This is a genomic window from Streptomyces diastatochromogenes, from assembly GCF_002242805.1.
Classification (GTDB): domain Bacteria; phylum Actinomycetota; class Actinomycetes; order Streptomycetales; family Streptomycetaceae; genus Streptomyces; species Streptomyces diastatochromogenes.
In genome coordinates, this window is the sequence record NZ_MCGQ01000013.1 from 246,950 (window position 1) to 259,807 (window position 12,858).

The following is a 12,858-nucleotide window of genomic DNA, read 5'->3' on the forward strand; positions in this document are numbered from 1 at the left end:
GGTACGTGCGGATTTGCGCCTTCACCTGCCGAGTGCGCGGAAGTTCCGACCTGGGGAGGAGCCGGGTCGTGCGCTGGTTGTAGAGCCGGGCCGCCGGCTACTCCGCGGCGGTGGCCGCCTTCAGTGCCGCGTCCCTCTTGATCGCCGCGTCCCGCTTGCGGACGTACCAGATGCCGATGAGCCCGAGACCCGCCCCGGCCAGGCAGGTCCACAGCCACCAGGTGCGGTCGTGGTCGGCGTACCAGCCGTAGAAGGGGAGCTGGACCAGGAAGAGGACGAACCACACGATCGTGCCGCCGGTGATGGTGGCGACCACGGGGCCCTCCAGGGGCTCCGGCGCCTCGTGCTTCGGGGTCCACTTAGCCATGGGGCACAGCTTACGAGGCGATGCCAGGGCTGAATGGTCTACGCGCGGAGATGGCGATGTGAGAGTCATACGTTCATACTGAAACCGTTTGCCTTTGACCACTTCTGTTCGTATGAAACTCCAACGGGGCTCGGGGGAACCCCGTAGGTGATGAGGTTCCGCATGTCCACCTCGGCACCCGCCAAGGTCCCCGCCCCCGAGCAGCCGGGCGGCACCCCCGCCTTCGGCGCCCTCGACCGTTACTTCCGCATCTCCGAGCGTGGCAGCTCCCTCGCCCGTGAGATCCGCGGCGGTTTCGCCACCTTCTTCGCGATGGCGTACATCATCGTGCTGAACCCGATCATCCTCGGCAGCGCGAAGGACATGTACGGGCATCACCTGAACAACGCCCAGCTGGTCACGGCGACCGCCCTGACGGCCGCGTTCGCCACCCTGCTCATGGGTGTCATCGGCAACGTCCCGATCGCGCTCGCCGCCGGTCTCGGCGTGAACTCGGTCGTCGCGCTCCAGCTGGCGCCCCGGATGTCCTGGCCGGACGCCATGGGCATGGTCGTGCTGGCCGGTTTCGTGGTGATGCTGCTGGTCGCCACGGGTCTGCGCGAGCGCGTGATGAACGCCGTGCCGTTCGGCCTGCGCAAGGCGATCTCCATCGGTATCGGCCTGTTCATCATGCTGATCGGCCTGGTCGACTCCGGTTTCGTCAGCCGTATCCCCGACGCCGCCCAGACCACCGTGCCGCTCCAGCTCGGCAGCAACGGTCACCTCAACGGCTGGCCGGTGCTGGTCTTCATCCTGGGCGCGCTGCTCACCTTCGCCCTCATCGTGCGCAAGGTGCCGGGCGCGATCCTGATCTCCATCGTCGGGATGACCGTCCTCGCGCTGATCATCAACTCGGTCGCCCATGTGACGACCTGGGGTCTGACGGTCCCGAAGTGGCCGGGCAACCCGGTGTCCACCCCCGACTTCGGCCTGATCGGCCAGTTCAGCCTGTTCGGCGGCTTCTCCAAGGTCGGCGTGCTGACCGGCGTCCTGTTCGTCTTCACCGTCCTGCTGTCCTGCTTCTTCGACGCCATGGGCACGATCATGGGCGTCAGCGACGAGGCCAAGCTGACCGACGCCCAGGGCTACATGCCGGGCATCAACAAGGTCCTCTTCATCGACGGCCTCGCGGTCGCGGCGGGCGGCGCCAGCTCCTCCTCGGCGACCACGGCGTTCGTGGAGTCCACGGCGGGTGTCGGCGAGGGCGCCCGCACGGGTCTCGCGAACGTCGTCACGGGCGGCCTCTTCACGGTGGCCCTCTTCCTCACCCCGGTCGCCACGATGGTCCCGTCCCAGGCGGCCACGCCTGCGCTGATCGCGGTCGGCTTCCTGATCCTGTCGAACTCCGTCAAGGAGATCGACTGGGCCGACTACACGATCGCGATCCCGGCCTTCGTGACCATGCTGATGATGCCGTTCACCTACTCGATCACCAACGGCATCGGGATGGGCTTCATCAGCTTCGTGGTGCTGCGCCTGGCGGCCGGCCGCGGGAAGGACATCCCGGTGCCGATGTACGTCGTCTCGGCCGTCTTCCTCTTCTACTACCTGATGCCGGCCCTGGGCCTGACCTGATCACCCGGGGTCAGGTGACCCCGCGTAGAACTTCTCCGTCTCCTCGACGGCGGCCTGGAACCGCTCGTCGAAGTCGTCCCGGATGAGCGTGCGGACCACATAGTCCTGCACGCTCATTCCCCTTCTGGCCGCGTGATGCCGGAGCCTTTCGAGAAGCTCCCCGTCTATCCGCAGGCTGAGCACAGTGGTCCCCATGCGTATGAGGGTCGCCACATCGGGCCGTCCCGCGCGTCACTTTCTGGAACCTACTCACTCATATGAGTGATCAGACGGTTCAGTGGCGGGCGTCACGGGCATTCGGGCGTGTCGCGGTGGTCTTTAGCGAGAGTAATGAGTTACGCTAAAGAACATGCCGGACCTTACCCATGGCGACGACGCTGCCGCCGTGAACGCACTCCGCTCCGCCGTGATGCGGCTGTCCCGTCGGCTCAAGCACCAGCGGGTCGACGAGTCGCTGAGCCCCACCGAGATGTCGGTGCTCGGCACCCTGGCCCGCTGCGGCTCGGCCACGCCGGGCGAGCTGGCCCGCAAGGAGCACGTCCAGCCGCCGTCGATGACCCGCATCGTCGCGCTGCTCGAAGCCAAGGGGCTGGTCCGCCTGGAGCCGCACCCCGAGGACCGGCGCCAGAAGGTCGTCACCCAGACCGAGCAGGCCGAGGCGATGCTCGAGGAGAGCCGCCGCAAGCGCAACGCGTTCCTGGCCGGCCTGGTCGACGGCCTCGACGAGGACGAGTGGGCCAAACTGCGCGCCGCCGCCCCCGTGCTGGAGAAGCTCGCCCATCTGTAAGCACGTTTCGCAAGGAGGCGAACCCTTTTGAGTACGGGATCCGGAACACCTTCCGCCCCCGCACCGACATCCACCCACAACCCTCGTAGATCCTCGATGTTCAGCTCGCTGAAGATCCGGAACTACCGCCTGTTCTTCATCGGCCAGGTCGTGTCCAACACGGGCACCTGGATGCAGCGCATCGCCCAGGACTGGCTGGTCCTCAGCCTCACCGGCTCCTCCGCGGCCGTGGGCATCACCACGGCCCTCCAGTTCCTGCCGATGCTGCTCTTCGGCCTCTACGGCGGTGTCCTGGTCGACCGCCTGCCCAAGCGCCCCACGCTGCTCGTCACCCAGACCGCCATGGCCGTCACGGGCCTCGCGCTCGCCGCGCTGACCCTCACCGGCCACGTCCAGGTCTGGCACGTCTACGTCGCCGCCTTCGCCGTCGGCCTCGCCACGGTGGTGGACAACCCGGCCCGGCAGTCCTTCGTCTCCGAGATGGTCGGCCCCGAGCAGCTGCAGAACGCGGTCAGCCTGAACTCCGCGAACTTCCAGTCCGCCCGTCTGGTCGGCCCCGCCGTCGCGGGCCTGATGATCACCGGCGTGGGCACCGGCTGGGCGTTCCTCGCCAACGGCCTGTCCTTCGCCGCGCCCATCGCCGGCCTGCTGCTGATGCGCGCCCGCGACCTGCGCGCGGTGGAGCGGGCGCCGCGCGGCAAGGGCCAGCTGCGCGAGGGCCTGCGCTATGTCGCCGGCCGCCCCGAGCTGATCTGGCCGATCGTCCTGGTCGGCTTCATCGGCACCTTCGGCTTCAACTTCCCGGTGTGGCTGTCGGCCTACGCCGACGACGTCTTCCACGCCGGTGCCGGCGCCTACAGCCTCTTCAACACGCTGATGGCCGTCGGCTCCCTCGGCGGCGCCCTGCTGGCCGCCCGCCGCGGCACGGCCCGCCTGCGCGTCCTGATCGCCGCCGCGGTGGCCTTCGGCGCGCTGGAGATCGTGGCCGCGCTGGCCCCGTCGTACTGGCTGTTCGCGCTGCTCATGGTCCCGATCGGCATCTTCGGCCTGACGGTCAACGTCACCGCGAACACGGCCGTGCAGATGGCCACCGACCCGGCCATGCGCGGCCGGGTGATGGCCCTGTTCATGATGGTGTTCATGGGCGGTACGCCACTGGGCGCACCGATCGTCGGCTGGATCACCGACACCTACGGCCCCCGCGTCGGCTTCGCCGTCGGCGGCATCATCTCCACCGCCGCGGCCGCCACCATCGGCCTGGTCCTGGCCCGCATCGGCGGCCTACGGCTGGCGGTGGGCTGGTACCACGGTCACCCGCGGGTGCGGTTCGTACCGCGCGAGCGGGAGCGGCTGGCCACGGCGGCGTGAACGTACGGCCCCCGGGGGTCCCTACAGGACCCTCCGGGCCAGGACCTGTCCCGGCCAGTCGTCCCCGCCGACGGGGACGGTGAAGGGCTCGGTCGGGATGAAGCCGTTACGTTCGTAGAAGGCGACCAGCTTGCGGTCGTCGCCCGCGTAGCAGTCCACCCGCAGGAGCGAGATCCCGGCCCGGCGGGTCTCCCGGGCCGCGTGGGCGAGCAGGGCGGCGCCCGTGCCGAGGCCCTTGAAGCGGCGGTCCGAGGCGAGGATGTGGATGAAGCGCTCGGGTTCGTCGGCGGGCTGCAGATACTCGCCGGGCGCGTCGGTGAGGGTCAGCGTGGCCGCCGGGACACCGTCGTACTCGGCGATGTACGGGACTCCCTCGGTGACGTACCGGGTGACCATGGCCACCGCCCTCGGGTTCTCCGACCAGGGCGTGGTGCCCCACTGCCGGGTGCGCCCCTGCGCCACCAGCCACTCCACGGCACTGTCGAACATGCCGAGTATCACGGGGACGTCGTCCGGCCCGCCTTCTCGGATGCTGATCTTCCCGTTCTTCTCCATGCACCTGATCATGCCGGGCCCGGGCGCCTCCGGGCAGCCGTATGGCCCGGTGATCCGTTCCCTGGGAGGGTGACGACATGAGACTCTTCGCCGCCGTGCTGCCCCCGGAGGACGTGACGGACGAACTCGCCGCCGAGGTCGCCGTCTTGCGCGGGCTGCCCGGCGCCGACGGACTGCGCTGGACCGGCCGCCCCGGCTGGCACTTCACCCTCGCCTTCTACGGCGAGGTCGACGACGAACTCGTACCGGACCTGTCGGACCGGCTGGAGCGCGCCGCCCACCGCACCGAGCCCTTCGCGCTGGCGCTGGCCGGCGGCGGCCAGTTCGGCCACGGACGGGCCCTGTGGACGGGCGCCGACGGCGACCTGGAGACCCTGCGCCTGCTGGCCGACCGCACGGAGGCGGCGGCACGGAAGGCCGGGGTGCCGATGGGGGAGCACCGCCGCTACAAGGCCCACCTGACGGTGGCGCGCAGCCGGGACTCGGTGGACGTACGGCCGTACGTCGAGAGCCTCCGCGACTTCACCAGCCGCACCTGGACCGTGGACGAGCTGCACCTGGTGCGCAGCAACCTGCCCAGATCCGGGGTGCCCGGCGAGCAGCCCCGGTACGAGACGGTCGCCCGCTGGGCTCTCGGCGGGGCCGGTTAGGCTCGGGTACGTGGACCCGAAAACCCGGAACCGGATCATGGCCGGTGTGCTTGTGCTGATGTTCGTGGTGGTCGCCGTGTCGGCGGCGGTCGGGAGGTAGACCGCCGCCGACACCGCTGTACGTACCGTCGGCTACGGCTACCAGGCGAAGGCCTCCGGGGACGGACCCGGACCCGGGAAGATGTCGTCCAGGCCCGCCAGCAGCTCCTCGCCCAGCTCCAGCTCCACGGCCCGCAGGGCCGACTCCAGCTGTTCGGGCGTGCGCGGGCCGACGATCGGGCCGGTCACGCCGGGGCGGGTGAGCAGCCAGGCCAGGGCGGCCTCGCCGGGCTCCACACCGTGCTTGTCGAGCAGATCCTCGTACGACTGGATCTGCGCACGGATGCCGGTGTTGGCGAGCGAGTCGGCGGCCCGCCCGGAGGCACGGCGCCCGCCCTGCGCCTCCTTCTTGATCACACCGCCGAGCAGACCGCCGTGCAGCGGCGACCACGGGATGACCCCGAGGCCGTACTCCTGCGCCGCCGGGATGACCTCCATCTCGGCCCGCCGCTCGGCGAGGTTGTACAGACACTGCTCGCTGACCAGCCCGATGGTGCCGCCGCGCCGGGCGGCGATCTCGTTGGCCTGGGCGATCTTGTAGCCGGGGAAGTTGGAGGAGCCGACGTAGAGGATCTTGCCCTGCCGCACGAGCACGTCGATGGCCTGCCAGATCTCCTCGAAGGGGGTCCGGCGGTCGATGTGGTGGAACTGGTAGACGTCGATGTAGTCGGTCTGCAGCCGCTTCAGGCTGGCGTCCACGGCCCGTCGGATGTTGAGCGCGGACAGCTTGTCGTGGTTGGGCCAGGAGTCACCGTCGGCGGCCATGTTGCCGTACACCTTGGTGGCCAGCACGACCTTGTCGCGCCGATCGCCGCCCTGGGCGAACCAGTTGCCGATGATCTCCTCGGTACGGCCCTTGTTCTCACCCCAGCCGTACACGTTCGCGGTGTCGAAGAAGTTGATGCCCGCGTCCAGCGCCGCGTCCATGATCGCGTGACTGTCGGCTTCGTCGGTCTGCGGGCCGAAGTTCATGGTGCCGAGGACGAGTCGGCTGACCTTGAGTCCCGTGCGTCCTAGCTGCGTGTACTTCATGGGTAACCAGCCAACGGCTTGGAGTGCGCTCTAGGCAAGCGACGCGAGGAAGGTCGTCCAGGTGGTGGGGGTGACTTTGAGGGCGGGGGCTGGGGTCTTCGAGTCACGGATGTGGATGGTGGTGGGGGTCAGGGCTATCTCTACGCACTCGCCACCCTGGCCACCGCTGTAGCTGCTCTTGAACCAGTCCAGGTCGGTGCTCATAAATCTCGTGCCACCTTGTCGATCAGGTCCGCTGACTCTTCGGGGTTGAGAGCCTGGGCTCGCAGAATGCCATATTGCGCGAACAGCTCACCCAGCTGCGGTTGTTCGCTGACGAAGTAGCCGCCACCTGGCCCTTCGACGTAGGCGAGCTGTTTGTGCTCGTCCGTCTCCAGCAGGATCATCGGGCCGTTCAGCGAAGCATGGTCCTGCCGGCTTGTCGGCATCACCTGGATCTCGACGTTGCGCTGCTTTCCGATGTCGAGGATGTGCTCCAGCTGATCCCTGAGAGCCCACCTGCCCCCGAGGGGACGCTTCAGCGTGTGCTCTTCCAGTACGAAGCTGACGAGCGGTGAGGGTGTGCGTTCGAGGACACGCTGTCGGTCCAGGCGAGCCGCCAGCCTGGACTCGATTTCCTCGTCCGCCAGGGGCGGGCGTTGAGCCACGAAGATCGCCCGCGCGTACGCCGCAGACTGAAGCATGCCTGGGACCACATGGTTCGCGTACATGTGGATAGCGACGGCCTTGGCCTCCAAGTCCGCGTAGTCCTCGAACCACGACGGAAAACGGCTGACCTTGAGCTTCCGCCCCGCCGCGACCAGTGCACCTTGTGCACCCAGTGTCTCGTCCGCGACCTCTACGAACTTCCCCTTCGGAGCCCGCTCTCCCCGCTCCACCATGGCGACTTGGGACTTGGAATAGCCGACGTACCCGCCCAATCCCTCCTGTGTCATCCCGGCCCGCTCGCGAAAGAACCGCAGCAACGAGCCGAACATCTCCAGGTTTCCCGAGCCCTGTTCACCGGCGTGCACACCGACCTCCCCAACTGCACAGCCCCGCACCAACACTGTGTACCCCTGGTCACAGTATGTGAGCGGCCGGAAGCATCAAGGGCATGAACGAGCGAATCTCCAGCCCCTGGCTCCCGACCTGGATCCCCGACAGGGGCCACGCCCTCCGCCACGCAGGCATCCACTTCGACGCCGTACGCATCGGAGGCCCGCTGGGCGAACGCGTCGCCTCGGAACTGATCCTGGGCACGGACTTCGAGGCGGGCCCGATCGTCCGCGAGTTCAAGGGCGACCGGAACATGTACTTCCTCCTGCCCCCGCAGACCGCGGCGTCGTACCGCTGGCCGCCCGTCGTACAGACCCTGACGCGAGGGAACGGCTGGCAAGCGTACGTGGGGGTACCGGCGCTGACCGGCGACACGTGGCCGCTGGACTGGAGGTCGACGCCGACGGAGGGAGTCCCTTTCGTGGCAGGGGAGTTGCTGCACGAGGTGGTGAGCCAGATGGCCGGCGCTACGAGGTGACCGTTGGGGCCACTCGCTTCTTGGCCAGTGTCGTGCTTCCACGGCCCGCCTCAAGGGCGCTGCGCGTCGCCTTCGGCGATGGCCCTCCGGGCCACCCATGACCCGGTCCGCTCCAGCACGGGTGAGAAGCGAGCGAGCGGCCCGGAAAGACGGGTGGCCGAGGGGGTTCGCGGTCACCTGTTGGTTGCGTCGCGGGGCGGGGTTGGCGGACGCGGCCGCGCCTCGCCAGCACGCCGGGTGGGCTTGGCGGCTTACGGCCGGTGGGCCGTGGTGGCCTGGCCGTCGGCGGTGGTGTCCCATCCGCCCGTCCCATCGGCCCCATCCGTTTCATTCGCCCCGCCCAAGCGCTCCGTAAGGTCGTGAGTGGTGCGTTCGTCCCACGCTCCGGAGGTGTGCACCGCCCTTACCGCCGGTCGAGCCTGTGGATGGGGCTTCGGCTGGGACGGATGCACCACTCTCCGCCCTCGCGTGACCAGAGGGGCTGATGTGGCATTCGGCGGGGAGGGTGCCCGGCCGCACGCCACCGCACCAGCCACACCAACCGCTCTGCACCCCCTCCCCACGCCTCCACCCGCCGGCCGTAAGCCGCCACACTCACCCGGCGTGCCGCCTTCCCGCTCCCGCGCCTCACCCGCCGCCCGCCGCCCGCCGCTTAGCTCACCCGGCGTGCCGCCACCCTGCTCCCGCGCCTCACCCACCACGCGTCGCAAGCCGCTTCGGCCGTTTCTTGTGGATCACGATGGGCTCGTGGCGTCCGGCACCGCGCGTTGAGGGACGTGGCGCGGTGTGGTACCGCGAAACACCTGTCTGGCCGGTACATGTGCGCGGACCGCGGCGGGAGACCGGTGAGACAGTGGCGCGGGTGTGGGCTGGCGGCAGGTCCCGACGTTAGGAAGTGTGGGTCGAAATGGGCGGTCAGGTCTGCGCGGAACCGGTCCGCGAGGAGGACTCGGTCTGGCTGGACTTCCTCTGGCTGGAGCTGACGAATCGCTGCAACCTGCAGTGCGTGCACTGCTACACGGACTCCCACCCGCAGAGCGGCCACCGCGACCTTCTATCGAAGGACGACTACGACAAGGTTATGACGGACGCCTACGCGCTCGGGTGCCGGAGGGTGCAGCTCATCGGCGGGGAGCCGCAGCTGAGCCCGCACTTCGGCCACCTCCTGGCTAGGGCGAAGCACATCGGTTACGAGTTCGTCGAGGTGTTCTCCAATCTGACGCACCTCAGCGACGAGACGCTCGACTTCGCTGCGGAGCACGACGTTGCCTTCGCGACGTCGGTGTACTCGTACGACCCAGCGGTGCACGACCGCGTGACCAAGGTGCGGTCGAGCCACGAGCGCACCGTCCGGAACCTCCGCAGGATCGTCGAGCGCGGAGTGACCGTCCGCGCCGCGGTGATTGCCATCGACCAGGGCCAGGACGACATCGACCGCACGAAGGACTTCCTGCACGGCATGGGCGTCGATTCCGTGCGCGTGGGCGACATCCGGGAGTTCGGCCGCGCGCAGGACGTCATGTCGCAGAACGCGCAGCTTTCGGGGTTGTGCGGCCATTGCTGGCGGGGACGGCTCTGCGTGAGCCCCGACGGTACGGCGTACGCCTGCGTCATGGCACGGGAGTGGCCGGTCGGCAACGTCCTGGAGGAGGAGCTCGCGCAGATTCTCCGGGGTGTCCCGCTCGACCGGATGCGTCAGACCATCCGCGAGGAGGTGTGGGTTCCCCGGGCGCAGTCCCACGCGGACCGCTCGAAGACCTGCGAACCCTCGGAGCACCACGAACCCGAGCCGTACTGCGCACCGGACGTCGGGCCCTGCGGGCCGGGCGACTGCCCGCAGGGCGGCGACGAACCCACCCCCAGGTGTGTTCCCGACGGCTGCCCGCAGAGCTGTGAGCCGGACACGTGCCCGCAGAGCTGCGACCCCAACCCGTTCTGCACACCGGACGTCGAGGAGTAGAGGAGAGCAAGCGCGAGCGGCGAGGGGAGTAGTACGGGGCGGCGGGCGCCTAGGATTCTCGTTTGGATCATCGGGCGGACCAGAGGAAGATGCCGGCGATGTGGAGCCCGGTCAGGTAGATGGTCGCGGTCTTCTCGTAGCGGGTGGCGATACCGTGCCACTGCTTGAGGCGGTACCCGGCGTGCTGGCGAGGCGCGACCGCGCCCCCTCGCCGACGATGCGAACGCAGCCCACTCAAGGGGCCAGCGGGCCCAAGTCGCCGACTGCTCTCCGGGCGTCCCACAGCGACTTGGCAACACCGGTTCGCCACATCCCGGCAGGGCGAGGCTCAGTCGCGGGGAAACATGTCGGTCTTGAGGACGAGGTCGACCACTGTGCCGGTCAGGTCGACGTCGGTGCCGAAGTCCACTCGCACGGGGTCGGCGTAGTCGCCGTCCTTGGGGTCGGTGTAGACGTGGCAGCGCCCTTGATAGGGGTCGGCGACGACATAGACCGGGACCTCGGCTTCCGCGTACGCGGTCCTCTTCGGGCCGTAGTCGTTCGCGGCCGTGCCCTTGGAGATCACCTCGGCGACGAACTCCACGTCCTGATAGCGCCAGTGGCCCGTGTCGTCGGGCTTCGCCGCGTCCTTGAGCATGGCGATGTCGGGGCAGAAGCCGTTCTCGAAGCCGGGGAAATCGACGCGGACGTCGGTGAAGACCATGACATCCCTGCCGAACCTGTCTTCGACGGCCCACAGGATCTGGCGAGTGATCTGCCAATGCGTGTTCCGCTGCGGCGTCGTGTGGACGTTGCCCCCGACGATCTCGACCCTGAATCCTTCGGGGACGGGCATCCGCTCAAGGCGCTCGAACCACTCGTCCAAGCGCTTGGTGTTGGCGTCGGCGTCGGCCATCTCGATCCTGTCTTCCAGGACGGTCATCGTGGCGCTCCTCCCCGGCTGCCCCACGGACAGGTGCAGCCGCGCGGTTCAACGATACGCACGGTGACCAGGAGACGCCGGAATTCGGTCAGTTTGTTCCGGCCTCGTACGGTTGTCCGACCCCCCACGCCTCCCACATCGCCCCCGCGAACGCCCCCGCGATCCGGTGCTCCCCGCTCGCGTTGGGATGCGTCCCGTCGTACGTGTCGGCGTGGATGTCGTACGACTCCGGCGGCGAGGCCAGCAGCATCGGCGACCGGGGTTCGTCCAGGTCGGCGACCGCCTTGGCGAGCAGGACGTTGAACCGGTCCACCTGCTCGGCGAAGGGGGCGTCCGCCGTGGCCCGGATGTTCGGTATCACCGGCAGCAGCACCATGCGGATGCGCGGGCGGGCCGCACGGGCGCCCGCGACGAAGGCCCGTACGTTCTCCGCCGTCTGCTCGGCGTCCGTGTAGAAGCCCAGGTCGATCAGGCCCAACGACACCAGCAGCACATCCGGCCGGTGCGCGCGCACGGCCTCCCCGATCAGCGGAGCCATGTGCTGCCAGCCCTCGCCCCAGCCGGCCAGGTGGGCGCGGGGGAAGCCGGGTTCGGCGTACTCGTACGACGTCGGTGCCTCGGCCGTCTTGTCGTACAGCTCCTCGCGCGGGCCGACGAAGGTGAACGGGCCGCCGTACGACTCGCACAGGTGTCGCCACAGTCGGTAACGCCACGTGTGCTCGCCCGCGCTCCCGATCGTCATGGAGTCGCCCACGGGCATGAACCTAAGCATCCGGTCATGATGGACGATCACGGCTGCATGTGGAGTGTGAGGCCCACCACGCCCCGTGAACCTCCGGAGGGAATGGCAGGCTTGGGTGCATGCGTCGACCGTTCGCCCTGCTCGCCGGGGTCCTGCTCGCGGGTGCCTGCGCGCTGCCCGCCTCCGCCGCCGATGGTGACAGCACCGGTGACCAGGGGTTCACCATCAAGGACCCCCGGATCACCGAGTCCAGCGGCCTGGCCGCCTCCCATCTGCACCCCGGCATCTACTGGACGCACAACGACAGCGACGACGGGCCGTACATCTACGCCGTGGACAGCGCGACCGGGAAGACCGTCGCCACGGTGACCCTGCGCGGGATCGGCTCCCCGCGTGACGTGGAGGCCATCTCCATCGGACCGGACAACCAGATCTACGTCGGCGACATCGGCGACAACCTGGACGGCAAGTGGCCGTACGTCTGGATCTACCGGCTGCCCGAGCCGAAGGTGCTGAAGGACCAGACGGTCAGGGCCACGCAGTACGTCGTGAAGTACTCCGACGGGGCGAGGAACGCCGAGTCGCTGGTGGTGCACCCCAAGACCGGGCGCGTGTACATCATCGACAAGAAGGAGGACGGCGGGCATCTGTACGAAGGGCCCGCCACTCTCTCCACCTCCGGCGCGAACATCTTCAAGCCCGTCGCCGCCATCGACCTCTGGGCCACCGACGCCGCCTTCTCGCCGAGCGGCCGGCAGCTCGCGGTGCGCGGGTACTTCGGTGGCCTCTACTACGACTGGAACGGCGGGAAGATCAAGAAGGAAGGGCGGCTCGACGTCCCCCTGCAGGGGCAGGGGGAGTCCGTCTCGTACTCCGTCGACGGCACCAAGCTGATGTACGGCAGCGAGGGCGCCGACAGTTCGGTGGAGGCGCAGGACGCACCGGCCGGGGCGACGAGCAAGGAGCCGTCCAGTAGCGGGAGTTCCGCCTCCGCCGGCGGCAGCGGCAGCAGCGCCGGCAACAGCGGGAGCATCAAGGTCGGAGCCGTCATCGTCGCCGTCGGCGCGGCCGCGTTCTTCGGGCTGCGGCGGCTGCGGCGCAGGGGTTGAACCGGCGGGTCCCGATGTCTGGCGGTTCGGTGAGCCTCGGCTTCGGGGGTGCGCCGGGCGCCCCTCGATATGTGTTCCCACCTGCTGGGGAACACCCTGTTCCCGGCCGGGAACACCCTCCCGTCTCGGCACACTGA

At 68.9% G+C, this 12,858-nt stretch carries 16 protein-coding genes; 7 read left to right on the forward strand and 9 right to left on the reverse strand.

Going from position 1 to position 12,858, the window contains the following annotated elements; genetic code table 11:
• Nucleotides 1-97: 97 nt before the first annotated feature.
• Nucleotides 98-367: a DUF2530 domain-containing protein gene (locus BEK98_RS15950; RefSeq protein ID WP_094217177.1), complete on the reverse strand. Its 270-nt coding sequence runs from the start codon at nucleotides 365-367 to the stop codon at nucleotides 98-100.
• Between the two features lie 162 nt (nucleotides 368-529).
• Between BEK98_RS15950 and BEK98_RS15955 the strand changes: the two genes are divergently transcribed.
• Nucleotides 530-1,981: an NCS2 family permease gene (locus BEK98_RS15955; RefSeq protein ID WP_094217178.1), complete on the forward strand. Its 1,452-nt coding sequence runs from the start codon at nucleotides 530-532 to the stop codon at nucleotides 1,979-1,981.
• On the opposite strand, the gene BEK98_RS51275 is transcribed toward BEK98_RS15955, so the two are convergent.
• Nucleotides 1,982-2,176 (reverse strand): ribbon-helix-helix protein, CopG family, encoded by a 195-nt coding sequence (locus BEK98_RS51275; protein WP_094217417.1) that lies wholly within the window; start codon nucleotides 2,174-2,176, stop codon nucleotides 1,982-1,984.
• Nucleotides 2,177-2,330: 154 nt separating this feature from the next.
• Here BEK98_RS51275 and BEK98_RS15965 point away from each other — a divergent pair, with 154 nt between their 5' ends.
• Together BEK98_RS15965 and BEK98_RS15970 are read left to right on the forward strand one after the other, a co-directional pair.
• Nucleotides 2,331-2,768, forward strand: a complete 438-nt coding sequence (locus BEK98_RS15965) for a MarR family winged helix-turn-helix transcriptional regulator (RefSeq protein WP_094217179.1) — start codon at nucleotides 2,331-2,333, stop codon at nucleotides 2,766-2,768.
• Nucleotides 2,769-2,864: 96 nt separating this feature from the next.
• Nucleotides 2,865-4,136: an MFS transporter gene (locus BEK98_RS15970; RefSeq protein ID WP_094217180.1), complete on the forward strand. Its 1,272-nt coding sequence runs from the start codon at nucleotides 2,865-2,867 to the stop codon at nucleotides 4,134-4,136.
• Between the two features lie 21 nt (nucleotides 4,137-4,157).
• Here the strand turns inward: BEK98_RS15970 and BEK98_RS15975 are convergent, their stop codons facing one another.
• On the reverse strand, nucleotides 4,158-4,691 hold the full coding sequence (locus BEK98_RS15975) for a GNAT family N-acetyltransferase (protein WP_094217181.1): 534 nt from the start codon (nucleotides 4,689-4,691) through the stop codon (nucleotides 4,158-4,160).
• A 77-nt stretch (nucleotides 4,692-4,768) separates the two neighbouring features.
• On the opposite strand from BEK98_RS15975, the gene thpR reads away from it, so the two are divergent.
• Entirely contained in the window at nucleotides 4,769-5,341 is a 573-nt protein-coding gene (thpR, locus tag BEK98_RS15980) for an RNA 2',3'-cyclic phosphodiesterase (RefSeq protein ID WP_094217182.1), read from the forward strand.
• 138 nt (nucleotides 5,342-5,479) lie between these two features.
• Here thpR and BEK98_RS15985 read toward each other — a convergent pair whose 3' ends face one another.
• The 3 genes from BEK98_RS15985 to BEK98_RS15995 are packed head-to-tail and all read right to left on the reverse strand — an operon-like array spanning nucleotide 5,480 to nucleotide 7,485.
• Complete coding sequence (locus BEK98_RS15985; RefSeq protein WP_094217183.1) at nucleotides 5,480-6,472, reverse strand: aldo/keto reductase; 993 nt, start codon at nucleotides 6,470-6,472, stop codon at nucleotides 5,480-5,482.
• A 30-nt stretch (nucleotides 6,473-6,502) separates the two neighbouring features.
• Nucleotides 6,503-6,676 carry a DUF397 domain-containing protein gene (locus BEK98_RS15990; protein WP_094217184.1) on the reverse strand — a complete coding sequence of 58 codons (174 nt, stop codon included), beginning with the start codon at nucleotides 6,674-6,676 and terminating at the stop codon, nucleotides 6,503-6,505.
• Nucleotides 6,673-7,485 carry a helix-turn-helix domain-containing protein gene (locus BEK98_RS15995; protein WP_244201870.1) on the reverse strand — a complete coding sequence of 271 codons (813 nt, stop codon included), beginning with the start codon at nucleotides 7,483-7,485 and terminating at the stop codon, nucleotides 6,673-6,675. The genes BEK98_RS15990 and BEK98_RS15995 overlap by 4 nt, the downstream gene beginning before the upstream one ends.
• 83 nt (nucleotides 7,486-7,568) lie before the next feature.
• On the opposite strand from BEK98_RS15995, the gene BEK98_RS16000 reads away from it, so the two are divergent.
• On the forward strand, nucleotides 7,569-7,988 hold the full coding sequence (locus tag BEK98_RS16000) for a hypothetical protein (RefSeq protein ID WP_094217185.1): 420 nt from the start codon (nucleotides 7,569-7,571) through the stop codon (nucleotides 7,986-7,988).
• A 907-nt stretch (nucleotides 7,989-8,895) separates the two neighbouring features.
• The gene (locus tag BEK98_RS16005) at nucleotides 8,896-9,948 is read left to right on the forward strand and encodes a radical SAM/SPASM domain-containing protein (RefSeq protein ID WP_094217186.1); all 1,053 of its coding nucleotides are present in this window, start codon (nucleotides 8,896-8,898) and stop codon (nucleotides 9,946-9,948) included.
• A 67-nt stretch (nucleotides 9,949-10,015) separates the two neighbouring features.
• Here BEK98_RS16005 and BEK98_RS49010 read toward each other — a convergent pair whose 3' ends face one another.
• From BEK98_RS49010 to BEK98_RS16015, 3 genes are all read right to left on the reverse strand, one after another.
• A complete protein-coding gene (locus BEK98_RS49010; RefSeq protein WP_167444179.1) occupies nucleotides 10,016-10,186 on the reverse strand; it encodes a hypothetical protein in 171 nt (56 codons plus the stop codon).
• Nucleotides 10,187-10,276: 90 nt separating this feature from the next.
• Complete coding sequence (locus BEK98_RS16010; RefSeq protein ID WP_094217187.1) at nucleotides 10,277-10,870, reverse strand: Uma2 family endonuclease; 594 nt, start codon at nucleotides 10,868-10,870, stop codon at nucleotides 10,277-10,279.
• Between the two features lie 88 nt (nucleotides 10,871-10,958).
• Nucleotides 10,959-11,642: a GDSL-type esterase/lipase family protein gene (locus BEK98_RS16015; protein ID WP_094217188.1), complete on the reverse strand. Its 684-nt coding sequence runs from the start codon at nucleotides 11,640-11,642 to the stop codon at nucleotides 10,959-10,961.
• Between the two features lie 89 nt (nucleotides 11,643-11,731).
• Between BEK98_RS16015 and BEK98_RS16020 the strand changes: the two genes are divergently transcribed.
• The gene (locus BEK98_RS16020; protein ID WP_094217189.1) at nucleotides 11,732-12,721 is read left to right on the forward strand and encodes a hypothetical protein; all 990 of its coding nucleotides are present in this window, start codon (nucleotides 11,732-11,734) and stop codon (nucleotides 12,719-12,721) included.
• Nucleotides 12,722-12,858: the final 137 nt, after the last annotated feature.